The organism is Nonomuraea sp. NPDC050556, assembly GCF_044457355.1.
Classification (GTDB): domain Bacteria; phylum Actinomycetota; class Actinomycetes; order Streptosporangiales; family Streptosporangiaceae; genus Nonomuraea.
In genome coordinates, this window is sequence record NZ_JBITGU010000001.1 from 2,497,078 (window position 1) to 2,523,232 (window position 26,155).

22 protein-coding genes are annotated in these 26,155 nt (G+C 71.7%); 14 read left to right on the forward strand and 8 right to left on the reverse strand.

Annotated elements, in window-relative coordinates:
* Positions 1–19: 19 nt before the first annotated feature.
* Entirely contained in the window at positions 20–841 is an 822-nt protein-coding gene (locus ACIBG8_RS12175) for a carbohydrate deacetylase (RefSeq protein ID WP_397342713.1), read from the reverse strand.
* Complete coding sequence (locus tag ACIBG8_RS12180) at positions 838–2,172, reverse strand: MFS transporter (RefSeq protein WP_397342714.1); 1,335 nt, start codon at positions 2,170–2,172, stop codon at positions 838–840. Before ACIBG8_RS12180 ends, ACIBG8_RS12175 begins: the two co-directional genes overlap by 4 nt.
* A gap of 117 nt (positions 2,173–2,289) precedes the next feature.
* Between ACIBG8_RS12180 and ACIBG8_RS12185 the strand changes: the two genes are divergently transcribed.
* From ACIBG8_RS12185 to ACIBG8_RS12215, 7 genes are all read left to right on the forward strand, one after another.
* Entirely contained in the window at positions 2,290–3,525 is a 1,236-nt protein-coding gene (locus ACIBG8_RS12185) for an MFS transporter (protein ID WP_397342715.1), read from the forward strand.
* Positions 3,526–3,600: 75 nt separating this feature from the next.
* Complete coding sequence (locus tag ACIBG8_RS12190; RefSeq protein WP_397342716.1) at positions 3,601–4,803, forward strand: cytochrome P450; 1,203 nt, start codon at positions 3,601–3,603, stop codon at positions 4,801–4,803.
* Entirely contained in the window at positions 4,791–6,041 is a 1,251-nt protein-coding gene (locus tag ACIBG8_RS12195; protein ID WP_397342717.1) for a condensation domain-containing protein, read from the forward strand. The genes ACIBG8_RS12190 and ACIBG8_RS12195 overlap by 13 nt, the downstream gene beginning before the upstream one ends.
* Before the next feature lie 119 nt (positions 6,042–6,160).
* Positions 6,161–9,568, forward strand: a complete 3,408-nt coding sequence (locus tag ACIBG8_RS12200; RefSeq protein ID WP_397342718.1) for an amino acid adenylation domain-containing protein — start codon at positions 6,161–6,163, stop codon at positions 9,566–9,568.
* A gap of 2 nt (positions 9,569–9,570) precedes the next feature.
* Positions 9,571–10,323 carry an SDR family NAD(P)-dependent oxidoreductase gene (locus tag ACIBG8_RS12205; RefSeq protein ID WP_397342719.1) on the forward strand — a complete coding sequence of 251 codons (753 nt, stop codon included), beginning with the start codon at positions 9,571–9,573 and terminating at the stop codon, positions 10,321–10,323.
* Positions 10,317–11,468, forward strand: a complete 1,152-nt coding sequence (locus ACIBG8_RS12210) for a pyridoxal phosphate-dependent aminotransferase (RefSeq protein WP_397342720.1) — start codon at positions 10,317–10,319, stop codon at positions 11,466–11,468. The genes ACIBG8_RS12205 and ACIBG8_RS12210 overlap by 7 nt, the downstream gene beginning before the upstream one ends.
* A 24-nt stretch (positions 11,469–11,492) precedes the next feature.
* The gene (locus ACIBG8_RS12215) at positions 11,493–13,085 is read left to right on the forward strand and encodes a (2,3-dihydroxybenzoyl)adenylate synthase (protein ID WP_397342721.1); all 1,593 of its coding nucleotides are present in this window, start codon (positions 11,493–11,495) and stop codon (positions 13,083–13,085) included.
* Here ACIBG8_RS12215 and ACIBG8_RS12220 read toward each other — a convergent pair.
* A complete protein-coding gene (locus tag ACIBG8_RS12220; RefSeq protein WP_397342722.1) occupies positions 13,078–14,154 on the reverse strand; it encodes a methyltransferase in 1,077 nt (358 codons plus the stop codon). The two genes, ACIBG8_RS12215 and ACIBG8_RS12220, sit on opposite strands and share 8 nt — an antisense overlap.
* A gap of 140 nt (positions 14,155–14,294) precedes the next feature.
* On the opposite strand from ACIBG8_RS12220, the gene ACIBG8_RS12225 reads away from it, so the two are divergent.
* Genes ACIBG8_RS12225 through ACIBG8_RS12235 form a run of 3 tightly spaced genes read left to right on the forward strand, consistent with a single transcriptional unit; the run spans position 14,295 to position 17,971 of the window.
* The gene (locus ACIBG8_RS12225) at positions 14,295–15,608 is read left to right on the forward strand and encodes a tetratricopeptide repeat protein (protein ID WP_397342723.1); all 1,314 of its coding nucleotides are present in this window, start codon (positions 14,295–14,297) and stop codon (positions 15,606–15,608) included.
* Positions 15,605–16,786: a cytochrome P450 gene (locus ACIBG8_RS12230; RefSeq protein ID WP_397342724.1), complete on the forward strand. Its 1,182-nt coding sequence runs from the start codon at positions 15,605–15,607 to the stop codon at positions 16,784–16,786. The genes ACIBG8_RS12225 and ACIBG8_RS12230 overlap by 4 nt, the downstream gene beginning before the upstream one ends.
* A gap of 24 nt (positions 16,787–16,810) precedes the next feature.
* Entirely contained in the window at positions 16,811–17,971 is a 1,161-nt protein-coding gene (locus ACIBG8_RS12235) for a cytochrome P450 (protein ID WP_397342725.1), read from the forward strand.
* Positions 17,972–18,147: 176 nt separating this feature from the next.
* On the opposite strand, the gene ACIBG8_RS12240 is transcribed toward ACIBG8_RS12235, so the two are convergent.
* Both ACIBG8_RS12240 and ACIBG8_RS12245 read right to left on the reverse strand, forming a co-directional pair.
* Positions 18,148–18,507, reverse strand: coding sequence for a VOC family protein (locus ACIBG8_RS12240; protein ID WP_397342726.1), 360 nt, complete (start codon positions 18,505–18,507; stop codon positions 18,148–18,150).
* A 13-nt stretch (positions 18,508–18,520) separates the two neighbouring features.
* The gene (locus ACIBG8_RS12245; RefSeq protein ID WP_397342727.1) at positions 18,521–19,183 is read right to left on the reverse strand and encodes a class I SAM-dependent methyltransferase; all 663 of its coding nucleotides are present in this window, start codon (positions 19,181–19,183) and stop codon (positions 18,521–18,523) included.
* Between the two features lie 150 nt (positions 19,184–19,333).
* Here ACIBG8_RS12245 and ACIBG8_RS12250 point away from each other — a divergent pair, with 150 nt between their 5' ends.
* From ACIBG8_RS12250 to ACIBG8_RS12265, 4 genes are read left to right on the forward strand one after another with little or no spacing between them, the layout of a single operon-like run.
* Positions 19,334–20,470: an acyl-CoA dehydrogenase family protein gene (locus ACIBG8_RS12250; protein ID WP_397342728.1), complete on the forward strand. Its 1,137-nt coding sequence runs from the start codon at positions 19,334–19,336 to the stop codon at positions 20,468–20,470.
* Positions 20,467–21,969 carry an amino acid adenylation domain-containing protein gene (locus ACIBG8_RS12255; RefSeq protein WP_397342729.1) on the forward strand — a complete coding sequence of 501 codons (1,503 nt, stop codon included), beginning with the start codon at positions 20,467–20,469 and terminating at the stop codon, positions 21,967–21,969. The genes ACIBG8_RS12250 and ACIBG8_RS12255 overlap by 4 nt, the downstream gene beginning before the upstream one ends.
* The gene (locus ACIBG8_RS12260) at positions 21,951–22,208 is read left to right on the forward strand and encodes an acyl carrier protein (protein ID WP_397342730.1); all 258 of its coding nucleotides are present in this window, start codon (positions 21,951–21,953) and stop codon (positions 22,206–22,208) included. The genes ACIBG8_RS12255 and ACIBG8_RS12260 overlap by 19 nt, the downstream gene beginning before the upstream one ends.
* The gene (locus tag ACIBG8_RS12265) at positions 22,209–23,051 is read left to right on the forward strand and encodes an alpha/beta fold hydrolase (protein WP_397342731.1); all 843 of its coding nucleotides are present in this window, start codon (positions 22,209–22,211) and stop codon (positions 23,049–23,051) included.
* On the opposite strand, the gene ACIBG8_RS12270 is transcribed toward ACIBG8_RS12265, so the two are convergent.
* The 3 genes from ACIBG8_RS12270 to ACIBG8_RS12280 form a co-directional block, all read right to left on the reverse strand.
* Entirely contained in the window at positions 23,021–24,229 is a 1,209-nt protein-coding gene (locus ACIBG8_RS12270) for a cytochrome P450 (protein ID WP_397342732.1), read from the reverse strand. The two genes, ACIBG8_RS12265 and ACIBG8_RS12270, sit on opposite strands and share 31 nt — an antisense overlap.
* Positions 24,222–24,953, reverse strand: a complete 732-nt coding sequence (locus tag ACIBG8_RS12275) for a thioesterase II family protein (protein ID WP_397342733.1) — start codon at positions 24,951–24,953, stop codon at positions 24,222–24,224. Before ACIBG8_RS12275 ends, ACIBG8_RS12270 begins: the two co-directional genes overlap by 8 nt.
* A gap of 73 nt (positions 24,954–25,026) precedes the next feature.
* Positions 25,027–26,136, reverse strand: coding sequence for an XdhC family protein (locus ACIBG8_RS12280; RefSeq protein ID WP_397342734.1), 1,110 nt, complete (start codon positions 26,134–26,136; stop codon positions 25,027–25,029).
* Between the last annotated feature and the right edge of the window lie 19 nt (positions 26,137–26,155).

Below are 26,155 nucleotides of genomic sequence, written 5' to 3' on the forward strand. Positions count from 1 at the left end.
CATGAAGGAAGGGCCGCCTTTAAGAGGATTTATCCTCCATTGTGCCCCACCAGCCCCCGACGACTTCCACACCCTCACGCTCCAGGGCCCTGTGCCACACCGGGTCGCGCAGCATCCGCGCCTCCCAGACGCGCACGACGCCGTCCGGCCCGGGGTGCAGGAACAGCTCGCTCACGCCCTCGGGAAGGGCCGCGAGCCGCCGCAGGTAGTCCTCGCGCAGCTGTTCGTAGGAGCCCAGGTCCTGGGCGGTGCGCCGGTTGGTCGCGATCGTCTGCGGGATCGCCACGCCGAGCGAGTCCGCGAGCGCGACGGCCTGCTCGTGCGCCGAGGCGAGGGCCGGTGGGAGCGGCCCGCCGATGTACGGCTCCGCGTCGCGCGGCAGCCGGAAGGCGAGACCGTTCCGCGCGCACCACTGGAGCGCCTCGGCGAGCCACGATCGGCCGTGCAGGCCGTACAGGGTGCCCGCGTGGGAGTCGGCAGCCTGCGGCGGGACGCCGTGGTCGCGCATCCAGCCGAGCTGCGCGTCGGCCTCCCGGATGACATCGGCGCTCTCGCCGCGCGCGCCGAGCACCATCGGGTCGTCGCTGAGCGTCCCGTCCTGGTCGGCGAGGCTGGCCGTACGCGCCAACGGCCGCCAGCGCGGGAGCCCGCCCTCGCTCGTGAGCGTGACGTGCAGCCTCGGGAGGACGCCCACCTGCTTGGCTGCCTGCTCGGCCGCCGGTGCGACGCAGATGAGCGTCGTGGCCGAGACGTGTCCCTCGGCGACGAGCGCGGCGATGACCTCCGAGGTCCCGCCGTCCCTGCCGAGGTCGTCGGCCGTGATCACCACGCGACGGGTCATACGGGCTCGACCGCCTCAGGGGGTGTCTCGACCGGAACGGAGATGAAGCGCGCCGCGACCGCGCCGACCGCCGTCAGCACGAACGGGTAGACGCACAGGTACACGCGGAAGGCCAGCCCGGGGTCGGCGCCCGGGTCGTTGCCCGAGTTGTAGCCGAAGAACACGCCCAGCGAGGTGAGCGCGAGCCCGGTCACGATCCCGTTCAGCCGGGTGAAGAAGCCGAAGGCGGACAGGAAGAGCCCTTCCCTGTGCTCGCCGTTGTGCGTGGCGTCGGCGTCCAGCACGCGGGCCACGATGAGGTCGTTGGTCGCCAGCATGCCCGACCACCCGGCCCCGAGGACCACCCCCGCGGCGATCGCGGTGACGAGGTTGGTCGCGAAGAACAGCGCGGCGAAACCGGCCGCGAGGACGGGGAAGGCCAGCCGCCAGGTCCACAGCGCGCCCTTGCGGGCGACCACGCGCGTCCACACCGCGAGCGCGCCGGCCGAGATGAGGATGACGATGCCCTGGAGGTAGAGCGCGTTGCCGACCGGGAGCCCGAGCGAGTAACGAACGTAGAGCTGGACGCCGGACAGGACGAGCGCCATGGCGATGCCGTAGCAGGCGCCGGTGAGCCCGACCGTCCAGAACACCGGGTTGCGCACGATCGACCAGATGCTGGGCAGCAGCGGCGTGCGCTCGCGGGTGGAGTAGCGCGGGTTCTCGTGCGCGCTGAGCGCCATGAAGGCGATGACGACCAGGGCGATCGCGCCGTAGATGATCGCGGTGATCTGGAAGCCCTGGGTGGAGTGCTCGGTGCCGAACACCTTGGTCGTGAGCACCGGGGTGATCGCCAGCGAGATCACCAGCGCCACGAGCTGGAAGCCCTGGCGCAGGCTGTTGGCGACGGCCCGGTCGCGCTCCTGCGGGAACAGCTCGGGCAGCAGCGCGCCGTAGTTGGCGTTGAGCATCGAGTCGAACGCCTCGCACAGGATCGCGAACACCGCGAACCACAGCACCAGGCCCATGCCCTGCAGCGAGGTCGGCGCGGAGAAGAACGCGATCATGCAGGCGGCCAGCAGGGGCGCGCCGACGAGCAGCCAGGGCCGCCTACGGCCGAACCTGCTCCTGGTGCGGTCGGAGAGGTGGCCGAGCAGCGGGTTGTCGAGCGCGTCGATGACCGCGTAGATCACCATGACCACGCCGTAGGCCCGGACGTCGAGCCCGAGGATGTCGACGTAGAAGAGGATCATCGATCCCTTGATCATGTTGATCGGGATCGACGTGCCGAACATCCCGATGGCATAGCGCCACGCGGGGGTGCGCCTCGGGGGTGCGTCGAGCTGGGACACAGCTGAATCGTTGAGCCGCACACCCTCACATGTCAAGACATCTCTACTTAAACCGAAAATGCGTTGCTGCTGGTAGCGGAGGGGCCGTAAAGTTCTCCGCTTGTGATGCGGAGGGTAATGGGGCGATTCGTGCCCGAGCGGCTGGGGTCATCTTTCCGTTGGCTGCTGGGGTCGAGCTGGGTGACCAACTTCGGCGACGGCGTGGCGCTGGCGGCGGCGCCGTTGCTTCTCGCGTCGCTGACCCGCGACCCGTTCCTGATCTCGCTGGCGGCGCTCATCGGCTGGGCGCCACCGCTGGCCTTCGGCCTCTACGCGGGCGTGCTGTCCGACCGGCTGGACCGGCGGCGCATCGTCCTGGTGGCCAATGCCGTACGGCTCTGCGTCCTGGCCGGGCTGGTCACCATGATCGCGACCGGAACCGTGACGGTGACCAGCGCCCTGATCGCGCTGGCGCTGATCGGGATCACCGAGGTGTTCGCCGACAACACCACCTCGACGCTCACCCCGATGCTGGTCGCCCGCGACGATCTCACGGTCGCCAACGCCCGGCTGCAGACCGGTTTCCTCACCCTCAACCAGCTCGCCGGGCCGCCCCTGGGCGCGTTCCTCTTCACCGCGGGGGCGACCTGGCCCTTCGCCGGGCAGCTCGTGCTCGTCGCCGCCGGGCTCGTGATGATCTCCAGGATCAAGCTGCCGCCGCACGGCAGGGAGAACGGCGCGGCCACCGCGGGCCTGTGGCAGGACCTCAAGGAAGGGTTCCGCTGGACGATCCGGCACGCCGCCGTGCGGACCCTCGCCCTCACCATCCTGATCTTCAACATCACCTTCGGCGCCGCCTGGTCGGTGCTGGTCCTCTACAGCCTGGAGCGGCTCGACCTCGGCTCGATCGGCTTCGGCCTGCTCACCACGATCAGCGCGGTCGGCGGGCTCATCGGCACCGCCCTCTACGGGGCGATCACCCGGCGGTTCAGCCTCGGGGTGATCATGCGCGTCGGGCTGATCCTCGAGACCCTCACCCACCTCGGCCTCGCGCTCACCACCTCCGCGTGGGTGGCCTCGGTGATCTTCCTGCTGTTCGGCGCGCACGCCTTCATCTGGGGCACCACCTCGGTCACCGTCCGCCAGCGGGCCGTACCCGCCGAGCTGCAGGGCCGGGTGGGCAGCGTCAACACCCTCTGCGTGTTCGGCGGCCTGGTCGGCGGTTCACTGATCGGCGGGGCGCTCGCCAGCCACTACGGCGTGACCGCCCCCTTCTGGTTCGCCTTCGCCGGCTCCGCCGTCTTCGTGGTGGCGCTGTGGCGCCAGCTCATGCACATCACCCACGACGAGCCGGAAACCGCCGGTCGGGTCTGATCATGCGGGGGCCGCCGCCCCTGGGCAAGAGGGCGCCCTCGACTAGCCGGGCGCGACCCGACATGCTCGGGCGGCATGGAGGTGCCTCACCGTCCTTTCGACCCGGATCATCCGTCGACCGCGGCCGACCCCTATCCGGGGTACCGGCTGTTGCGGGAACAGGCCCCCGTCTCCCACCTGCCCGACCATGATCTGTGGCTGGTCACCAGGCACGCCGACGTCGTCGAGGTGCTCAGCGATCCGGCGCGCTTCTCCAGCAGGCTGGGCATGGGCGCGGACCCTGGCGAGCACTCTCCTCGTTCCGTGGACTACCGGATCGGCGCCCCCGGCGTCAGGGTCCTGATCGCGACCGACCCCCCGGAACACACGAGGCTGCGGCGCGCGGTGCTCGCGCCCTTCTCGCGCTCGGCGGTCGCCAAGCTGACGCCGAAGATCGAGGAGGTGGCCAGGGGCCTGGTGGCCGGGCTGCTGGCCAACCCCGAGCCCGACATGTACCGCGACTTCGCCTCCCCGCTGGCCGTGCTCGTCCTGGCCGACCTGCTCGGCGTGGACGCCGAGGTGCGCGAGGAGTTCATGCAGTGGGCGGCCGTGATCACCGACGATCTCGACCTGATCGGCTCCCCCGAGTTCCGCCTGGGGCGCGGCTACGACATGTTCCGCTACTTCTACTCCGAGATCCGCCGGCGCAAGCAGGATCCCGGCGACGACCTGCTCAGCGCGGTGGCGGCGACCGACGAGGCGGGGCTGTCCAGCCACGAGGTGCTGGCGTTCTGCGCCTTCCTGCTGGTCGCGGGGATCGAGACGACGGCCAACCTGTTCACCAACATCATCGACATCCTGTTCCGCCACCCCGAGGTCATGGAGCGCCTCTGGGCCGACCCCGACCTCGCCGAGGCCGTGGTGGAGGAGTCGCTGCGCTTCGACACCTCGGTGCAGGGGCTGTGGCGCGCCACCGTGACGGAGGACCGGCTGGGCGGGGTCGCGCTTCCCGCCGGCGCCAGGCTGCTGGTGCTGTTCGGCTCGGCCAACCGCGACGACGAGGCGTTCGCCGACGGGAACACCTTCGACCTCGACCGCTCGCCGAACCCGCACCTGGCCTTCGGCCACGGGCACCACCGGTGCCTGGGCGCGGGCCTGGCCAAGGCGGAGCTGGTGGCCGCGCTCAAGGCGCTGATCGAGGTGAGCGGCGGCATCGCGCCCAGAGGGCCGTCCGTGCGCAGGAACAGCCTGGTCCTGCGCGGATTCGCCGCCCAGCCGGTGACGATATGGCCGAGGTGAGGCAGCTCCCCGCCTCGGTGGCCCAGCGGCTGCTGTGGGTGCTGGAGCAGTTCAGAGGCCAGGACGGCGCGGCCAACTGCCCGATCGTGCTGCGCCTGCGCGGGCCGCTCGACGAGGCGCGCCTGGAGGACGGGCTGTCGGCGCTGACCGAGCGGCACGAGAGCCTGCGCACGACCTTCAAGGGAAGGGGCGCCCGGCTGACCCAGCTCGTGCACGAGCCGCGCCCGGTACGGCTGGGCCGTACGGACCTCACCTCCGACGACCCGGACCGCGGACTGGGCGAGGCGATCGCGGGCGAGGTGCGGGTGCCGGTGGACGCGAGCCGGTGGCCGGCGCGGATGACGCTCTTCCGGCTCGCCGACGACGACCACTGCCTCTGCGTCAACCTCAACCACGCGGTGACCGACGGCAGCTCGTGCGCGCTCGTCGTGCGCGACCTGCAGTCACTCACCGGCGGCGGCCCGCCGCTCCCCAAGGTGCGCTGGCAGTACGCCCGGTTCTGCCAGTGGCAGGAGGAGTGGCTGGCCGGTCCCGAGATGCGCGAGGACCAGACGTACTGGACGGACCACCTGCGTGACGCCCGGGTGCCGCGGCTCCCGCTGAGGGACGCCAAGCCGGCGGAATGGGTCAGCGCCAGCGCCACCGGCACGATCGACGCGCCCACGGTGACCGCCCTGGAGCAGATCGCCCGCAACCGCCACACGACCCTCGCCTCGGCGCTGCTCGCCCTCTACTACCTGGTCCTGCGCGGGATCACCGGCGACGACGACCTGGCCGTCGCCTCGTTCCTGTCCAACAGGACCCGCGTCGAGCTGCGCGACACCGTCGGGCTGATGGCGAACATGACCGTGCTGCGCACGCACGTCGGTTCAGCCGACGACTTCGGCGAGCTGCTGCGCCGTACACACGACACGGCGATGGGCGCCTTCGTGCACCAGCGGCTCCCCTACCAGCTCCTCAGCGGCGGCACGCTCACCGAGCCAGGGCGGCGGGCCGACGACGTCATGTTCCAGGTCGTGCCCGAGCTGCCGGGGAACCTGCGCGTGGCCGGGGCGGACGCCGAGATCGTCGTCGTCGACCGGCTCGCCAGCCGGTTCGAGTGCGAGTTCCAAATCTATCCGCAGTACGGCGAGCAGCGGGTGGTGCTCTGTTACAACAGCGCCCGGCTCGACGACCACCTAGCGGCCAGGCTGGTCGGCGACTACATCGCCACGGCCAAGGCCGTCACCTCGAGGTGATGCCCAATGGCGGAATGTCCGCAGTTGACCGGGCGAGCAGCCCCAGTTGTCGCCGTGACCTGCGTCGGTGTGTCATCGCACCTACACGAGCCCTCCCCCCAAGGAAGGGACACGACCTCATGAGCGTATTCGGACCGGCCGAACTGCGGGAGGCCGTGGCGGGACTGCTGGGGATCGGCCCGGACGACCTCGGCGAGCACCAGGACCTGCTCTCGCTCGGCCTGGAGTCCATAGCGGTCATGCGCGTGGCGAACCTCTTCCGCCGGGCGGGCGCGAAGGTGACGTTCGAGCGCCTGGCCGAGGAGCCGACCCTCGCGAGCTGGCTCGCGCTGCTGCCCGACTCCGACCACCGACCGGCCAGCCAAGCCCCTCCTGCCCGGCGCCCGCCCGTGGACGAGAACGCCGAGCACGCGCTCGCCCCGATGCAGCAGGCGTACTGGATCGGCGGGCAGGACGGCCAGCCGCTCGGCGGGGTCACCGCGCACTTCTACGCGGAGTTCGACGGCTCGGGCGTCGAACCCGACCGGCTGGAGGCGGCCGTGCGGGCGCTGCTGGCCCGACACGGCATGCTCCGCGCCCGGTTCACCCCCAACGGCCGCCAGCAGGTGCTGGAGCGCAGCCCGTGGCCGGGGCTGACGGTCCACGACCTGCGGGGCGCGGACGCCGGGGAAGGACTGGCGAGGCTGCGCACGGAGCTGTCCCACCGCCGGTTCGACATCGAGCGCGCCGACGTCTTCGACGTCCAGCTCACGCTGCTGGACGAGGGGCGCACCCGGCTGCACGTCGGCATCGCGATGCTGGTGGCGGACGCGCAGAGCTACCAGGTCCTGCTGGCCGACCTCGCCGCCCTGTACGCGGAGCCGGACGCCGGGCTGAGGCCGCTGGGCTACTCGTTCGCCCAGTACCTCGCCGACGAGCCGGAGTCCGAGGACGCGGAGGCAGCCCACGCCGCCGGGGAGTACTGGCGCGGCAGGCTGGCCGACCTGCCGGGACCGCCCCTGCTGCCGCTCACCGAGGGCGCGGGGCTGCGCGAGCACCGGGGCGTCACCCGCTACTACCAGCGGCTCACGGCCGAGCAGGTGGCCCGCGTGACCGCCCGCGCCCAGGCCGAGTCGCTGACGCTGCCCGTGGTGTTCTGCACCGTGTACGCCGAGGTGCTGAGCCGCTGGTGCGCCGAGCCCAGGTTCCTGCTGAACCTGCCCACCTTCGGCCGCCGCGAGCTGCACGACGACGTCCCCATGATCGTCGGCGACTTCACCAACATCACGCTCCTCGCCATCGACGCCGCGGAACCCGCGACGTTCGCCGAGCGGGCCCACGCCGTGCAGGCCCAGCTGCGCGCCGACCTCACCCACGCCGCGCACTCGGGCGTCGAGGTGCTGCGCGACCTGGCCCGCGGCCAGCGCAGCAACTGGCCGCGCGCCCCCGTGGTGTTCACCAGCGTCATCGGCATGGGCGAGCTGTTCGGCCCCGAGGTGCGCGAACGCTTCGGCACGCCGGTGTGGACCTCGTCCGAGACGCCGCAGGTCTGGCTGGACCAGCAGGTGATCGAGAGCGGCGACGGCGGGCTGCTGGTCAACTGGGACGTCTCCAACGGCGTCTTCCCCGACGGCCTGGTCGACGCGCTGACCACCGCCTACGAGGAGGCTCTGACCTCGCTCACCGAGGCTGCCTCCTGGCACGAGCCGCTGGCCGTACGGCTGCCGCAGGAACAGGCGGAGGTGCGGGCGCGGGTCAACGCGACGGGCGCGGCCAAGTCGCTGGGCCTGCTGCACGACCGGTTCTTCGACCGGGCCGCCAAGCACCCGTGCAGGACGGCCCTGGCCTGGGGCGAGTCCGGCGAGCTCACCTACGGCGAGCTGGCCGACCAGGCCCTGCGGATCGCCGGCGGCCTGCACTCGGTGGGCATCTCCCCCGGCGACACGGTCGCGGTGACCGCGGCGAAGGGGCCCTGGCAGATCGCCGCGGTCCTGGGCGTGCTCGCCGCCGGGGCCGCCTACGTCCCGGTCGGGGTGGACCAGCCGTCCGCGCGGCGGGAACGGATGTACCAGACCGCAGGGGTCGGCGGCGTCCTGTGCGTCGGCGAGGAGATCGTGCGGCTGGACTGGCCGGGCTCGCTGCCGGTCTTCGACGTGCGCCAGCTCGCGCACTACGAGCCGATCGCGCGCGACGACGTGAAGTCCATCGACGAGCGGCTGGCCTACATCATCTTCACCTCCGGATCCACGGGCGAGCCGAAGGGGGTGGAGATCACCCACCGGGCGGCGATGAACACCGTCATGGCGGTCAACGACCACTTCCGCATCGGCGACCGCGACCGGGTGCTCGCGCTGTCCGCCCTGGACTTCGACCTGTCGGTCTACGACGTCTTCGGGCTGCTGTCGGCGGGCGGCGCCGTGGTCCTGGTGGACGAGCTGGACAGGAAGGAGGCGCGGAGCTGGGGACGGCTGGTGCGGCGGCACGGGGTCACGGTGTGGAACTCCGTTCCCGCCCTGCTGGAGATGTTCCTGGCCGGTGGCGGGCTGTCGGGACCCGAGGACGTGCCCCACGTCGTCATGGTGTCCGGCGACTGGGTGAGCGCCGACCTGCCTGGACAGGTCAAGGCGCTGCGCCCCGGCGTGCGCTTCGCGGCGCTGGGCGGGGCCACCGAGGCGGCGATCTGGTCCAACCTGCTCGAAGTGGAGGAGCTCCGGCCGGAGTTCAACGCGGTGCCGTACGGATATCCGCTGCGTGCCCAGCGTTTCCGCGTCACCGACAGGCACGGCAGGGACCGGCCGGACTGGGTGCCGGGCGAGCTGTGGATCGGCGGTTCCGGGGTGGCGCGCGGCTATCGCGGCGCTCCCGAGCTGACCGCTTCGGTGTTCGTCCACGACGGCGGCGAGCGGTGGTACCGCACCGGGGACCTGGCCCGCTACCTCCCCGACGGGATGGTGGAGTTCCTCGGGCGCGCCGACGACCAGGTGAAGGTCGGCGGGCACCGGATCGAGCTCGGCGAGATCGAGGCGGCCCTGGTCCGGCTGCCGCACGTCGAGCGGGCGGTCGCGTTCGCGGTCGGCTCGCCGTACCGCAGGATCGCCGCGGCGGTGGTCGGCACGGACGCGGACGCCGCGCGGCGGGCGCTCGCCGACGTGCTCCCCCCGTACATGGTTCCCGACGAGATCGTGACGCTGGCCGAGCTGCCGCTCACCGGCACGGGCAAGGTGGACCGGCGCTACCTGGCCGACCTGGTCGGGCGGTCCTACACCGCCACGAAGCGCCGCGAACCGCCCGAGGGACCGACCGAGCAGGCGCTGGCCGCGATCTGGGCGGAGGTGCTCGACCTGCCGGAGATCGGGCGCCGCGACTCGTTCTTCGGCCTCGGCGGCGACAGCCTCCAGGCGACCAGGATGCAGGAGTCGCTGCGTACGCGGCTCGGCGCTTCCGTGACGCTGCGCCAGCTGTTCTCCGCCCCCACGGTCGCCGAGCTGGCCGCCGTCGTGGACGCCGCGCGGGAACTGGACGACGCGTTCGAAGAGGGCGGGATCTGACCATGGGAGCGGTCGCCGTCGTGACCGGTGCGGGGTCCGGCCTCGGCCGCTGCCTGGCCGTCAGCCTCGCCGCCGACAAGAACGCCCTCGTTCTCGTCGGGCGGCGGGCGCGGCGGCTCGACGCCACCCGCGAGCAGTGCGTCGAGGCGGGCGCGGCGCCGGACGACGTCCTGGCCGTGCCCGCCGACCTGTCCGATCCCGGCGCAGCGGCGCGCGTCGTGGCCCTGGCGCGCGAGCGTTTCTCCGGTATCGACATGCTCGTCAACAACGCGGGCCTGGCCAGGTTCGGCCCCCTGGAGGACGTGGGGATCGAGACCTTCGTCCAGCTCTTCATGACGAACGTGGCAGGTCCGGCGGCGCTGATCCGCGAGGCCGCGCCGCTGCTGCGCGACGCCCGCGGCTCCGTGGTCAACGTGGGCTCGATCGGCGGGCTGCTGGCCGTACCCGACCGGGCCTTCTACGGCGCCAGCAAGGCGGCCCTGCACCACCTGACCAGGAGCCTGGCCCGCGAGCTGGCGCCCGAGATCCGGGTCAACGCGGTGCTGCCCGGAGCCATCGACACCGAGATGTACGAGGACCTCGGCTTGGACGAGAGCGCGACCAGGAGGTTGAGAGAGGAAATGATCCGCACCACCCCTCTGGGGAGAATGGGCCGGCCGGAGGACGTGGTCCCCTGGATCCGGATGCTGCTCGGCCCGGCCGGATCCTGGATGACCGGCACGCTGCTCGTCGTGGACGGAGGCCGCTCATGCTGACCGGAACGGAGAGGAGCAGGAACATCCCGCTGTCCTGCCTCCACGAGATCCACCGGCTCGTCGGCGCGCACCCGCGTCCGGTCACCGCCCTGCACGTGGGCGAGCCGTACATCCGGATGCCCGAGGAGGCGGTCGAGGGCTACTGCCGGGCGCTGCGCGACGGCCACACCGCCTACCTGGGCGCGCGCGGGCTGGGCGCGCTGCACGAGGCGCTCGCCGAGCGGCTGGAGGACAACGGGAAGCCATCGCCCGACCGCGTCTTCGTCACCCCCGGCTCGTGCCAGGCGATCAGCGCGATCCTGCAGTCGATCGCCGTGGACGGCGGCGAGGTGATCCTGTCGGAGCTGCACTGGCCGATGCACTTCCAGCAGGTGACGATGACCGGCATGACGACCCGGTTCGCCCCCTTCGGCGACGGCCGCTCCGTCACCGAGGCCCTGGACGCCTGCGCGAGCGACCGCGTGGTGGCCATCCTGGTGAACTCGCCGGGCAACCCGTCGGGACAGGTCTGGACCGAGGCGGAGCTCCGCGAGGTCCACGCGTGGGCGGTACGCAGGAGGGTGCTGGTCATCAGCGACGAGGCCTACGAGGACTTCGTGTTCGACGGCGAGCCCTGCAGGATGGCCAACCTCGACCTGGAGCTGCCGCCGGAGGACCGGGTGGTCTTCTCGGTGCATACCTTCTCCAAGGGCCACTCGATGACCGGCTGCCGGCTCGGCTACGCCACCGCGCCCAACGACGACCGCGCCGCGCTGCTGACCCGGGTCCAGGAGGCGACCCTGGTGGCGCCGAGCACGCCGGTGCAGTACGCCGGGCTGGCCGCGCTCGGGGCGACGGCCCACCTCACCGAGCACCACGCGTACGTGCGCGGGACCAGGGACGCGGTGGTGGACCTGCTCGGGGACAAGCTGGTGCACCTGGCTCCGGCGGGCGGCTGGTACGTCCTGGTCGACCTGGGCGCCTTCACCGGCGACACGTACCTGTTCAGCAAGCAGGTGCTGGCCGACATCGACGTCGGCATCGCCCCCGGCCGCGGCTTCCTGCCCGAGGGGCATCCGACGGCTGACCGGCTGGTACGGCTGACGCTGTGCGCGGAGCGGGAGTCCACGCTCGACGGCGTCCGTCGGCTCACGGCGTACCTGTAGGACGACCTACCGAAGGGAACGGAGATGTCGATGCGCGGTGTGGCCGGATATCCGGCGGAGTTCGCCGACCGCTACCGGGCCGAGGGCTACTGGCGCGGCGAGGTGCTGGGCGACCTGCTCCGGCCCTGGGGCGAGAGCGGCCGCGTCGCCGTCGTCGATCCCGACGACCGGCGCTGGTCCTACGCCGAGCTCGACCGCCAGGCGGACAGGTTCGCCGCCGGGCTGGCGGGGCTCGGCATCGGGCGCGGCGACCGGATCGTCGTCCAGCTCCCGAACCTCGCCGCCTTCGTCAGCGTCAGCGTCGGCTGCTACCGGCTGGGCGCGATCCCGGTGTACGGGCTGCCCGGCCACCGGCGCAAGGAGATCGGCTACCTGGCCGAGCACTCGGGAGCGGTCGGCCTCGTCGTCGCCGACGAGTACCAGGGGTTCGCCTACACCGACCTCGCGCGCGAGGTGCAGAAGGAGGTCCCTTCGGTACGGCACGTCATCGTGGTCGGTGAGCCGGCCGAGTTCCTCGGCTTCGACGACGTGCTGGCCGAGCCGGTGCCCCTGACCGGACCCGACCCGTCGGACGTCGCGTTCTTCCTGCTGTCCGGCGGCACCACCGGGCTGCCCAAGCTGATCCCGCGCACCCACGACGACTACGCCTACCAGCTCCGCGCCACCGCCGAGGCGACCGCGACGGACGAGCACGGCTGCTACCTGGCCTCGCTGCCCATCGCGCACAACGCGGCGCTCGGCTGCCCCGGCCTGCTGGGTACGCTGGCGGTCGGCGGCAAGGTCGTCCTGCCCCGCAACCCCAGCCCCGACGTCGTCTTCGACCTGCTGGAGACCGAGCGGGTGACGCTGACGACGCTGATGCCGCCGATGGTCCAGGTGTGGCGGGAGGCCAGGGAGTTCTTCGACGTCGACATGTCCGGGCTGGTGATCCAGGTCGGCAGCGCGCACATGTCGCAGGAGCTGGCCGGCAGCATCATGACCGAGATGGGCGCGCGGCTGACGCACTGGTTCGGCATGGCGGAGGGGCTGCTCACCTACACCCGCCTCGACGACCCCTTCGACGTCGTGGTCGGCACGCAGGGCCGCCCCCTGGCGGCGGCCGACGAGATCAGGGTGGTCGACGACACCGACGCCGAGGTCGCGCCGGGCGAGGTGGGTGAGCTGCTGACCCGCGGGCCGTACACCATCAGGGGCTACTACCAGGCCGATGACGTCAACTCGGTGGCGTTCACCGCCGACGGCTTCCTGCGGACGGGCGACCTGGTCCGGATCACCAAGGACGGCGACATGGTCGTCGAGGGCCGGTTGAAGGACGTCATCAACAAGGGCGGCGAGAAGATCGTCGCGGCCGAGCTGGAGGACGTCCTCGGCCTGCACCCGGCGTTCCGCCAGGTGGTCGTGGTCGGGGTGCCACACGAGCTGATGGGCGAGGTCCCGTGCGTCTTCGCCGTGTGCGACGGCCAGGCTCCCCCGCTGCCCGAGGTGCGCGAGTTCCTGACCGCGCACGGCGTGGCCCCGTACAAGCTTCCCGACCGGGTCGTGGCCGTGGCCGCCCTGCCGCGCACCACCGTCGGGAAGATCGACAAGCAGCGCCTGCGCGCCGACTTCCTCAGGTGACGGGAAGGACCTCGACCAGCGGGAACATCGGCGTCGGGATCACCCTGTTGATGCGCAGCCCGGCGCCGCCGAACAAGGCGCGCAACTGCTCCTCGGTGCGCGCGCAGCCGCCGCCCATCGCCAGCAGGATGAGGTCGTAGGCCTTGCCGACCTCGTCGGTGTCACCGGGGAAGGCGACCGGCTCGTGCACGAGCAGCCTGCTGTCGTCGCGCATGGCCGCGCGCACGCGGGTGAGCAGCGTGTGGGCGTGGTCGTCGGTCCAGGACCACAGCACGCGCTTGAGCAGGTAGGCGTCGGCGCCGGGCGGGATCTCGTCGTCGAAGAAGCTGCCGCCCTTGACGGCGATGCGCTCGGTCAGCCCGGCCGCGCTCAGCAGCGCGGGCGCGCCGGCCACGACGTGCGGCTGGTCGAACAGCGTGCCGCGCATGTGGCGCAGGCGGCTGAGCATGCCGATGAGGAACGTCCCGTTGCCGCCGCCGAGGTCGACCACCGACGTGAGTCCCGCCCACGAGTCGTAGGCCGACAGCACGGTCCGCACCTCCATGCGGGTGCCCGCGGCCTGCGAGCCGTCGAACCGCTTGCTCTCCTCGGGATGCTCGGCCATGTACTCCCAGTAGCCCATCCCGTGGACGTACTCGAACGATGACAGCCCGGTGCGCAGGGTGTAGTCGAAGTGGGCCCAGGCCTGCAGGTCGCCGGGGAGCAGCGGGTAGGCGTCGCCCAGCGAGACGGGGTGGTCGCTGCGCAGCGGCTGGGCCAGCGCGGTCAGGCCGAAGACGCCCGGCTCGCACTCGGTGAAGATGCCCTTGCCCGCCAGGGCGCGCAGGGCGCGCTGCAGCGCCACGGGCTCGGCGTTGCAGCGCTTGGCGAGGTCGGGGACCGGCAGCGGCCCGTCGATCAGGTGATCGGCCACGCCCAGGCTGCACACTGCCCTGATCGCGAAGGGCACGACGTAGTCGGCCAGTTCCGACAGCCGACGGACCGATGTGATGTCGATGTGGGGCCGGCCGGCTGTGCTGACCTCGTCCTGCATGTCGATCTCCTCCGCTGGGATGGACGCGATCCTCATACGAACGCACGGCGGGGAGCAAGCCGTCCGCTCGCGCGCGTAATCCACCGCTGTTGTGGCGGGAGAAGCGGCCGCGATAACCATAAGGCGGAGAAAGCCACGCGGAAGAGCTTCTTTCCCCGACGACTGAGGGTGAGCTCATGACCAGAATGTGGTGGGACTTCCGCCCATACCTTCGCGGCCTCGTGATCGACGCCCTGGGGATCAGCAAACCGCCCAAGAACCCGCCTCTGCCCGACAAGGGACCGTCCATCGTCGTCCTGCCGTTCGAGACGGCGAGCGCCGACGACGAGTACCTCACCGACGGCGTGACGCAGGCACTGACCAACAACATCGCGCGCAGCAGCAACGCCGTGTTCGTCATCTCGGCCGACAGCGCCTTCTCGCTGAAGGGCACCAAGCCCGACCCCACCCAGATCGGCAAGGAGCTGGGGGTCCGCTACATCCTGCGCGGGTCGGTGGCGCGCAGCGGCGACGAGCTCAGCATCGACGCCGAGCTCATCGAGGCCGCTCCGGGCACCACGCTCTGGTCGGCCTCGTTCGAGTGCGGGCTCACGGACATGCACGCCGTACAGGTCGAGATCGTGGAACGGATCCTCGGGGCGGTCGGCTTCGAGCTGGAGTCGGCCGAGCTGGACCGGCTGACCAGGCCGCCGACCAAGATCCGCTCCGTCGAGGCGGTGTGGCGCGGCTACTACCACATGCGTCAGCTTCACCATAAGGACCTGCTCGCCGCGCGCGCCCTGTTCCAGGGGGCCATCGACGAGGACCCCGAGCTCGCCAGCGCCTACGGCCTGCTCGCCGGGACCTACACCCAGGAGCACACCCAGGGCTGGAGCCTCGACGACAGCCTCCTGGACCGGGCCTGGGAGCTCGCCTCCAAGGGGGTGGAGCTCGACCCGGACTCCGGGGTGGGCCACGGCATCCTCGGCGTCGTCCAGCTCGTCAGGGGCAACTGGCGTGAGGCGGTCAAGCACGAGGACCGCTCGATCGCCGCCGACCCGTGCATCACCTGGCCGCACGCGATGCGCGGCGTCGCGCTCACCATGGGGCACCAGCGCCTGGAGGCGAGCCGTTCCATCCGCAGGGCGCTGCGCCTCGACCCCTTCCCGCCGCACGGGCTGCTGATGGCGCTCGCCTACATCAACATGGGCGCCGGCCGGCGGGCCGAGGCGATCGAGCTGCTGGAGAAGGTCAGGCGGGAGAACGACGACAACATCCTCGTCAGGATCGGCCTCGCCGCCCACCACCAGCGCGAGGGCGACAAGAAGTACGCCCAGGAGCTGGCCCAGCAGATCCTGCGCATCAACCCGGACATCACCGCCGAGATCGCGAAGGAGCTGATCCCCTCGCTCGACCGCATCCATTCGCAGGCTGAGGTCGCCCGACGTACCGACGACCTGGCGGCGGCGGGTCTGCCGCGCAACGCCGACAAGGCAGGGAACGCACGATGACGGCCGTCTACGACCCCTTCGACCCGGCGTTCGCCGCGAACCCCTACCCGTTCTTCAAGGCGCTGCGCGAGGAGGACCCCTGCCACCAGATCGCCGCGGCCGACGGCGTGTGGCTCCTCACGCGCTACGCCGACGTGGACGCCATCCTGCACGACAGGGACCGGTTCAGCGTCGACCACCGCAACCTCAGGCGCGGCCCGGAGCAGGACCTGTCGTACGACGACTTCCCCGTCATCCTCTTCAGGGACCCGCCCGAGCACACGAGGTGGCGCAGGCTGCTGTCGCACGGGCTGAGTCCGGCCCGCATCGAGGCGTACCGCCCCCGCCTGGCCGAGCTCATCGACGAGCGGCTCGACGCGCTCGACGACAAGGGCGAGGGGGACTTCGTCGCCGACGTCGCCTCGCAGGTCCCGTTCCAGGCCATCTACGAGCTGCTCGGGATGCCTCCTGCGGACCACGACCAGGTGCACGCCTGGGTCTCCGACATCGTCAACCTCACGGAGCCGGTGGCGAGCCCCGAGGTCACCCTGGCGATCGTGCGCTCCAGGGACGAGATGCGGGACTGGCTCCAGGAGGTGTGCGCCCACAAGCGCGCCCACCCGGGTGACGACGTGCTGTCCAGGCTGCTGACCGACACCGACCCGTTCGACGACGACGAGCTCATCAGCCACGTCATCCTGCTCAACGTCTCCGCCCCCGAGCCGACGGGGAGCCTGCTCACCTACGGGGTGCTGGCGCTCGCGCGCAACCCGGAGCAGGCCGCCGAGCTGCGCGCCGACCCCTCGCTCGACCGCAACGCCGTGGAGGAGATGCTGCGTTACGAGGCGCCCCTCCAGCTCACCGGGCGCTACCCGCTGCAGGACATCGAGCTGCACGGCAAGACCATCGAGGCGGGGACGGCCATGGTCCTGTCCCTCGCCTCGGCCAACCACGACCAGGACCGGTGGGGACCGACCGCCGACGAGCTCGACCTGCGGCGGGAGCGCGCCAACGAGCACCTCTCGTTCGCCCGCGGCATCCACACGTGCTTCGGCTCGGCGCTCGCCCGCATGCACGGCCAGCTCACCTTCGGCCGGATGGTCCGCCGCTTCCCGCGCCTCGAACTCGTCGAAGAGCCGACGTGGAACAGCCTGCTGAACCGGCGCGGCCCGACACAGGTACGGATCACCGTCCGCTGACACCCAGAAAGGCAGGCCACTCCCATGAGCTCCGCCCCGGATTTCGAGCCGCTCAGCCAGGCCATGCTGGAGAACCCCTACCCCGTGTACGCGGAGCTCCAGGAGAAGCACCCCGTCTTCTGGGATGAGAAGGTGGGCGCCTGGGTCGTCACCCGCTACGACGACTGCCGGGAGATCCTCATGGACTCCGAGCGGTTCGTCCGCGACCCCCGCAGGGTCAGCGAGGTCTCCACCGAGTCCGGGGAGAGCGTCCAGGCCCTCGACTCCAAGGCGGTGAGCGAGCTGCGGCGGCTCGTCACCGGCTCGATCCACGCCCAGGACCTCGGGCAGATCGGCAGCAGCGTCCGGGCGAGCATCGACCAGATCCTCGAGGGCCTCGCGTCGAGGGAGTCGTTCGACTGGATGTTCGAGGTGGGCGCGCGGCTCTCCGGCACGATCACGGCCGAGTTCCTCGGTGTCACCGAGCCCGACCCCCAGGTCTTCAAGACGATCGTCGAGGGCATGGCGCGCAAGTTCGACGCCGACCTCGGAGGGGACGACCCGGACGCGGAGCGCCGGGTGAAGGAGGCGTTCGGCGGCCTCATCGACGGGTGGCTCGACGCGCCGGAAACACACGGCACTGTCCTGACGCTCAAGAACCGGGCCGCCGAGATGGGCGTCCACATGGGCGTCGTCAAGAACCTCATCGGCCTGCTGTTCATCGGCAGCTTCGGGACGATCTTCGCCTCGTCCGGCAGCTTCGCCTACCTGCTCATGCAGCGGCCCGACGTCTTCGAACAGCTCCGCGACCCGCGCCTGCTGGGCACGGGGATCGAGGAGTTCCTGCGCATGGACGGGCCGTCGCAGGCCACGAGCAGGGTCGCCAAGCGGGAGACCGAGGTGCGCGGGGTCACGATCAAGGAGGGTGACCCGGTCTTCGTGGTGCTGGGTGCGGCGAACCGCGACCCGGCGCAGTTCCCCCGGCCGCAGGAGCTCGTGCTCGACCGCGCGCCCAACCGTCACCTGTCCTTCGGGTGGGGTCCGCACTCGTGCCTGGGGTCGTTGTTCGGGCAGCTGGCGCTCGGGGAGCTGGCCCGCGCGCTGCACGACGCGCCGTCACCGCTGCGGCTGGTGGGGACGCCGATGCGGCTCCCCACGACGACCGTGCGCAGCTTCGCCTCGCTCCCGGTCACCTTCCAGCCGTAACCCCAGAGAGCACCCCCCTCCCCCCTCATGAGGGGGGAGGGATCATGCGGAAGGTCATGCTCCAAAATGCCCCGGAGAGAAGACCCGTTCCGTTAGGCGACCCAGGCCTTCTGACGGAATGACCTCCCCCACGAGGAGTGATCCTCTCCCGGGGGTTGTGGTCGCTGTCCGGTGGTCTAGGACCCGGATGTGGAGATCTGCCAGGTGTTGCCCCAGCCGTCCCGTACGGTCGCCCGCCGGTCGCCCCACGGCATGTCCTCGGGCTTCTCCCGCGCCGTTGCGCCGAGCTCCACCGCGCGGGCGAACGCCGCGTCGGTGTCGTCGACGTAGACCATGATGAAGGCCGGTGTCTCGGGGTGCACTCCCCCACCGTCGCTGACCATGACGATCGAGTCGCCCAGGCGCAGCTCCACCGGCCGCTCGCCCTGGATCTCGCCCTCCGCGCCGAACACCTCCTTGAGGAACCCGACGAGTCCCGCCGGGTCGCCGGTGATGATCCTCGGGATCACGGTCGGCCGGTGCTCTGAGGTTGCCATCGTGAAAACCCTCCTAGGTGCGTTTGATGGTGGCGAGCCAGCCCGGCGCACCGTCGGGTTGCATCCTGTTCGGGATGAGGATCGGCTCGACCGCGCTGACGTCCCACCCGTGGCTGAACGCCGATCTCAGCTCCTGCTCGCTCACGGGGTGCGGGCCCGGCTCGCGGCCCTCGTGGCTCTGGTCGCTGAAGCACATCACGTAGAGGAGCCCGCCTGACGCGGTCACCGACGCCAGGCCGGTGACGTACTGGGCCCGCTCGTCCTCGTCGAGGGCGTGGAAGAGCCCGCAGTCCAGCACCGTGTCGAAGCGGCGGCCCAGGGTCTCCAGGTGCAGCGCGTCGGCCACGGCGAACTCGGCCGCGATCCCGCGCTCGGCCGCCTTGTCCCTGGCCCGCCGCAGGGCCGTCTCGGCCACGTCCACGCCCAGGACCTCCAGGCCCAGCGAGGCGACGTGGAGCGCGTTGTCGCCGCTCCCGCAGCCCGCGTCGAGCACCGTTCCGGTGATCCCGCCCTCGGCGGCCAGCCGGACGATCGCCGGCTGCGGCCGGCCGATGTCCCAGGGCGCGGGGCCGTCGTGGTAGGAGGCGTCCCACGGCTCTCCGGACTCCCGCTCGTGTCTCGTCGGAGTCCGCCCACCGAAAGGATCTTCAGCTGGGGTTCTCGAATGCTCGGACAACCTCGCCCTCCTTTGAACCCGATCCTGGAAACAATCATGGCACGTCGCGGCTGATCCCACCCAGGTATACAGGGGCACGCCTCTGTGTCACATTGCCAACGTCTTGTCGGCCACCGTGCCCTTCTTCGCCCCGGACGAGATGGTGCAAGCATGGATTTCGACCTCAGCGAAGCACAGCGCAGGCGCCGTGAGGAAGTGCTCGCGGGTGTCCGCAGGCAGGTTTCGAGCCTCGCGGAACCGCGCGTGCCGTTCTCCCGCGCCGAGTGGCTGGAGGCCGCCCGGCTCGGCATGACGGGCCTGTGCCTGCCGTCCGAGTACGGCGGCGGCGGCCTGGGCGCCCTGGACACCGCGCTGTGCCTGGAGGCCTTCACCGAGGGCGGCGCGGACACCGGCCTGGCCTTCGCGGCCAGCGCTCACCTGCTGGCCTGCGCCGTACCCGTGCTCGACTACGCCACCGACCAGGCGCGCGCCGAGCTGCTGCCCGGCATGGCCGGGGGCGAGCTGGTCGCGGCCAACGCGATGACCGAGGACGGGGCGGGCTCCGACGTCGGGACGCTGGCGACCACGATCGTCCGCGACGGCGGCGACTACGTGCTGGACGGCGCGAAGTCCTTCGTCAGCAACGCCTCGGCCGCCGACGTGTTCGTCGTCTACGGCACCTCCGACAGGGACGCCGGCTTCCTGGGCCAGACCGCGCTGGCGGTGCCCAGGCAGCTTCCCGGCATCAAGGTCGGCGAGCCGTTCACCAAGATGGGCCTGCACGCCTGCCCGGCCGGCCGGGTGGAGTTCTCCGGCTGCCGGGTGCCCGCGCGCTACCGGCTCGGCGCTGAGGGGCAGGGCAGCGCGATCTTCAAGCACTCGATGACGTGGGAGCGTACCTGCCTGTTCGCCATCTACCTGGGCCAGATGCGCCGCCAGGTCGACGACTGCGTGGCCCACGCCAGGCGACGGCGGCAGTTCGGCCGCTCCATCGGCTCCTTCCAGGCGGTCTCGCACCGGATCGCCACGATGATCCAGCGGATGGAGTCGGCCAGGCTTCTCCTCTACCGGGCCTGCTGGCTCCTGGACCAGGGCAGGCCGGACACCCAGGCGACCGCGCTGTCCAAGCTCGCGGTGTCCGAGGCGGCGGTGGCCAACAGCCTGGACGCCCTCCAGATCTTCGGCGGCCCCGGTTACCTCGCGGGCGCCGGGAGCGAGGCGCAGCTGCGCGACTCGATGCCCAGCGTCATCTTCTCCGGGACCAGCGACATCCAGCGGGAGATCATCGCCAACGGGGCCGGGCTATGAGCCTGCACCGGCTCGCCATCGACGCGGCGGCGCGGCACCCGGAGCGGCCCGCCGTGTCCGGGGCGGGAGTCGTGATGCGTTACGCCGACCTCGACCGCCGGGCCGACGCCCTGGCCGCCAGGATGCGCGCTGTGGGCGTGGGGCGGGGCGATCGGGTGGTCATCTGGGCGGAGAAGTCGCCGGATGTGGTGGCCGCCATGCAGGCCGTCCTGCGGCTGGGCGCCGCCTACGTCCCGGTGGACCCGGCCGCTCCGGTGGCGCGCTGCGCCGCGGTGACCCGCGACTGCGCCGCTCGTCTGGTGTGCGCGGACGAGCCCCGGCTGCCGCTCCTTGAGGGCGAGCGCCTCGATGTCGCCGCGCCGCTCCCGGAGGGCGACGGCCCGGTGGACGCGGCGGTCTCCGGCGACGATCTGGCGTTCATCCTCTACACCTCGGGCTCCACCGGCGTGCCGAAGGGCGTGTGCATCAGCCATCGCAACGCCCTGGCGTTCGTGGACTGGGCGGCAGCCGAGCTGGGAGCCACGCCGGACGACCGGTTCGCCAACCACGCCGGCCTGTCCTTCGACCTGTCGGTCCTCGACCTGTACGCCGCGTTCGCCAGCGGCGCCCTGGTGCACCTGGTCCCCGCCGAGTTGGCCTACTCCCCCAAGCGCCTGGTCGAGCTGCTGCACGAGGAGCGGATCAGCGTGTGGTACTCGGTGCCCTCCGCGCTGACCCTGATGATCCGCGAGGGCGGCCTGCTGGACCGGCCCGCGCCGGGAGCCCTGCGCGCCCTGCTGTTCGCCGGGGAGCCGTTCCCCATCACCCACGTGCGCCGCCTGGCCGCGTGGACCCGCGCGCGGCTGCTCAACCTGTACGGACCGACCGAGACGAACGTGTGCGCCCACCACGAGGTCACCCCGGCCGACCTGGAACGCGACCGCCCCGCGCCCATCGGGGCGGCGGCGAGCGGCGACACGCTCCGGGCCGTCAGGCCCGACGGCGGCCGCGCGCTTCCCGGTGAGGAGGGCGAGCTGTGGGTCGAGGGACCGAGCGTGATGCTCGGCTACTGGGGACGCGAGCCGCAGCGCGGCCCCTACCCCACCGGCGACGTCGTCAGGGTGCTCGATGAGGGCGTCTTCGACTACGTCGGCCGCCGCGACCTCATGGTGAAGGTGCGCGGCCACCGGGTGGAGCTGGGCGACGTGGAGTCCGCGCTGGCCGCCCACGCCGACGTGGACGAGGCCGCGGTCGTCGTGGTCGGCGAGGGGCCGGACGCGCGGCTGGAGGCGTTCGTGGTGCCGGTGAGCGGCCGCGCCCCCGGGCTGCTGGCGCTGAAGCGGCACAGCGCGGAACGGCTCCCGCCGTACATGATCGCCGACCGGATCCATCTGGTCACCGAACTCCCCCGCACCGGGAACGGGAAGGTCGACCGGGCCGCGCTCGGCCGGGGGGCCGATCACAACCCCGCAGGCGGGGAGGGAGCAGGAAGGGAGGCAAGGTGGCCGACGACCAGATAGTGTCCGATCTACTCGTGTTCATCCGCACCCAGTTTCTCGATGGTGATCCAGCGGGCGAGCTGAGCGACGACACGCCGCTGCTCGCGTGGGGCGTTCTCGATTCGTTCAAGACGGCCAGGCTCGTGGCCTTCATCCAGGACGAGCTTGGTTCACCGATCCCGCCGGAGCAGCTCAATGCGACGAACTTCCACGACATCCGCAGCATCGCCGAACTCGTCCGCTCGAACGGCCTGCCGTAAGTGACCGCCGAGGGGAGTTCCCACTACGTGGAGCTGGCCGCCGGCCGGTTCCACTACCGCAGATGGGCACGGGAGGCGCCCAGCGCGATCCTGATCCACGGCAACGGCGGCACCTGGGCGACGTGGTCCAGGGTCGCACCGGCGCTGAGCGCGGCCGGTCTGGACGTGCTCGCCCTCGACCTGCGCGGCAACGGAGCCAGCGTCAAACCGCCCGCCGGCTCGTACGGCCTGCCCGAGGTGGCTGCCGACCTGCACGACTTCATCGAGGCCCTGCGCCTGCGCGCCCCCCTGCTGATCGGGCACTGCTGGGGCGCGGCGATCGCGCTCGCCCTGGCGACGGGCGCCTTAGGCGGCCGGGTGCCCCCTGCCCTCGGCGGGCTCGTCCTGGAGGAGCTGCCGCCCGACATGGCCTCCACCCGCTCCCAGCCGGTCGTGCAGGACTTCCTGCGGCTGATGCGCGGCCCGCGCGAGTACGCCGAGAAGTGGGTGGACCTGGTGTGCCGCGACTGGCACGCCGCCGACCGCAGGAGCCTGCTGGAGAACGTCTACACCACCGATCCCGACGTCTACCTCAGCACGATCGAGGACGGCGAGGCCGCGGGCCCGCTCCTGCCTCTCCTGGCCCGGCTGGAGCAGCCCGCGCTGTTCCTGCGCGGCAATCCGCGCCGGGGCGGCATGCTGAGCGACGCAGACTGGCAGCTCGCGCTGAAGTACCTGCCCGGCCACGCGGACGCGCACGACGTCGCCGGGTGCGGGCACGAGATCCACCGGGGCGACCACGAGACCTTCATGCGCCTGGTGACCGCGTTCGGTCAGGAGAACGCCACGGGCAGCGTGCTGTAGCCGAACAGGAAGTTCGAGTAGACCCGCTGCGGCTCGCGGACGAGCTTCATCTCGCCGACCGTGGACCGCAGCGCCTCCAGCAGGATCCCGAGTTCGAGCCTGCCGAGCTGGGCGCCGACGCAGAAGTGTGGTCCGTACCCGAACGCGAGGTGGCGGTTGGGCTCCCGCGCCGGGTCGAAGGTGTCGGGCGCCTCGAAGACCGTCTCGTCGCGGTTGGCGGAGACGTTCCACAGCGTCACGATGTCGCCTGCCTCGATCCGCTGCCCCCGGAGGTCGACCGCCCGCGTGGCCCGCCGTCCGACGTGCATCGCCGGGGTGGTCCAGCGCAGGACCTCCTCGACCGTCGTGTCGACGCCCACCTCGCCGGAGCGGAAGCGGCGCCACTCCTCGGGCAGCCCGCAGAAGGCGAGCACCCCGCAGCTCGCCGACATGCGGCTCGACTCGTCGCCGCCGATGAGCAGGCTGTAGCAGTTGTAGACGATCTCCTCGTCGGTCAGCGGCTTCCCGTCGTCCGGCCGGTGCGCGATCAGCTCGCTCACCACGTCGGTCCCGGCGCCGTCGCGTCGGTCCTCGACCAGCTCGGTCAGGTAGGTCAGGATCTCGGCTCGGGCCAGCTGCGCGTTCTCCTCGGTGGCCTCGCGCGTGTCCGAGCTCAGCGCCTCCTTGTTCCACTCCAGGAGCTGGGCGCGGTCGCCTGCCGGCACGCCCATCAGGTCGCAGATCGTGCCCATCGACAGGCGCTCGGCGACCTCGGCGGCGAAGTCGAACGGCTCGCCGTGGGTCACGCCGCGCACCAGCTCCAGCGCGCGGGCCCTGAGCCGCTCGGCCAGGGCGCTCATCACCCGCGGCCGCAGCGCGTCGACCAGGGCCGCCCGCATGCGCCGGTGGCTCGGGCCGTCGGTCACGGCCAGCATGTAGCCGGCGGCGGAGTCGCCGCCCGCGGTCAGCGTGGAGAGCACGTTGCCGCCGTCGGAGCCGAACCTGGCTGGGTCCTTGTAGACGGCGACGACGTCCTCGTAGCGGGTCAGCGCCCAGAAGCCGCGCGGGTGCCGGTACACCGGCGCCTCGTGGCGCATCGTGCGCCACAGCGCGGTCAGGTCGTAGTCGACGAAGGTGCTGGGATCGAGGAGGTCGATCTCCCCCAGCTCGCTGAGGGTCAGGCCGGCGGTGTCAATCACGGGAGGCCTCGAAGGTGGCGTGCCGCACGACCTCGGCAGCGATGTCGGTGACGTGGTCGGCGAGGTAGAAGTGCCCGCCGGGGAACACCCGCACGGTGAACTCCGCCTCGGTGTACTTCTCCCAGGCGTCGATCGAGGCGCGCGACACGTCCGCGTCGTCCTCGCCCGCCATCACCGTGACGGGGCAGGGCAGGCGGGTGCGGCTGGGCACGTAGGTGGCGTCGGCGTGGAAGTCGGCGCGCAGCTGCGGGGCCAGCAGCTCGCGCCAGTCAGGGCTGGCGGCGATCTCGGGCGGGGTGCCGCCGAGGCGGGTCATCTCCTGCCAGATCGCCTCGTCGGTGGGGGGCGGCTTGACCCGCTCGTGGTTCGGCGCGCCCCTGGCGGAGATCAGCAGGGCGCGCGGTGGCGTCCCCGCTTCTGCCAGCCGTACGGCCAGCTCGAACGCCACGGCGGCGCCCAGGCTGTGGCCGAACAGGATCAGCTCGGGCCGCGCGGACACCTCGGCGGCGACCATGGCGCTCAGCTCGTGCACGTCGTTCACGGGCGGCTCGTCGAGCCGGTCGCCGTGCCCGGGGTACTGCACCGGCACGACCTGGATCGCGGGCGGGAACCGGCGCGGCCAGTCCTTGAAGAACGCGGCCGTGCCTCCGGCATGCGGGCAGCAGACCAGCCACGTGGCCCGCCGGGACGCCTCGCCCAGTGGCCTCAGGCTGCCGTAGTTCACGGTCGCATTCCAGCAGGAACGGCCGCCCTCCACAACGGCCGCGCGGCCACCCGTGCCTGACTGAGGGTTTTCCTCACTCGCTCGCCGCCGGACCGTGGATGCGCCCCTCCGTCCGCGACAGCGACTGGCCGGTGCCGCCCCAGCGCACCTGGATGAGCTCGGCGGCGATGGACACCGCCGTCTCCTCGGGGGTCCGCGCGTGCAGGTCGAGGCCGATGGGTGAGTGCAGGCGGGCCAGCTGCTCCTCCTCCACCCCCGCCTCCCTCAGCCTGGCGAGGCGGTCGTCGTGGGTGCGCCTGCTGCCCATGACGCCGATGTAGCCGGCCGGGGTCTGGAGCGCGACCTGGAGCAGCGGCACGTCGAACTTCGGGTCGTGGGTGAGGACGCAGATCGCGGTCCGCTCGTCGACGGTGACCTCCTGGAGGTGGTCGTGCGGCCACCGCACCACCACCTCGTCCGCGTCGGGGAACCGCTTGGGCGTGGCGAAGATCGGGCGGGCGTCGCACACCGTCACGTGGTAGCCGAGGAACTTGCCGACCCTGGCGACGGCCGCGGCGAAGTCGATGGCGCCGAACACCAGCATGCGCGGCGGCGGCGCGAAGGACTGGACGAAGACCGAGACCTCGTCCATCCGCCGCTGCCCGTCGAGCCCGTAGTGGCGCTGGCCGGTGAGTCCCTGGGCGAGCATGCCCTTGGCGTCGTCGTCGATCGCGTAGTCGAGTCCCGGCGTGCCGAGCGTGCCCGAGGCGCGGTCGCCCCAGATCACCCGCCGCGCGCCCAGCTTGCCGTCGCCGTTGACGACGGTCGCCACGGCGACGGGCTCGTGCGCGCCGATGGAGTCGGCGACCTCGCGCAGCTCGGGGAAGGTCCGCCTGTTGACCTGCTCGACGTACACGTGCAGGATCCCGCCGCAGGTGAGGCCGACGGCGAACGCGTCGTCGTCGCTGAAGCCGTACTCCTCGTAGGAGGGGTGTCCGGTCTCCATGACCTCCTTGGCGGCCTCGAAGACCGCGCCCTCCACGCATCCTCCGGAGACGCTGCCGATGACCTCGTCCTGCTCCGAGACCGCCATCGCCGCGCCGGGCTGCCGGGGTGCGCTGCGGAACGTGTGGACGACCGTCGCCAGTCCGAAGGTCTTACCGCTGTCGTACCAGTCGAGAATCGGGCCGAGGATGTCTCGCATGATGGGTTCCTTCGCGCAG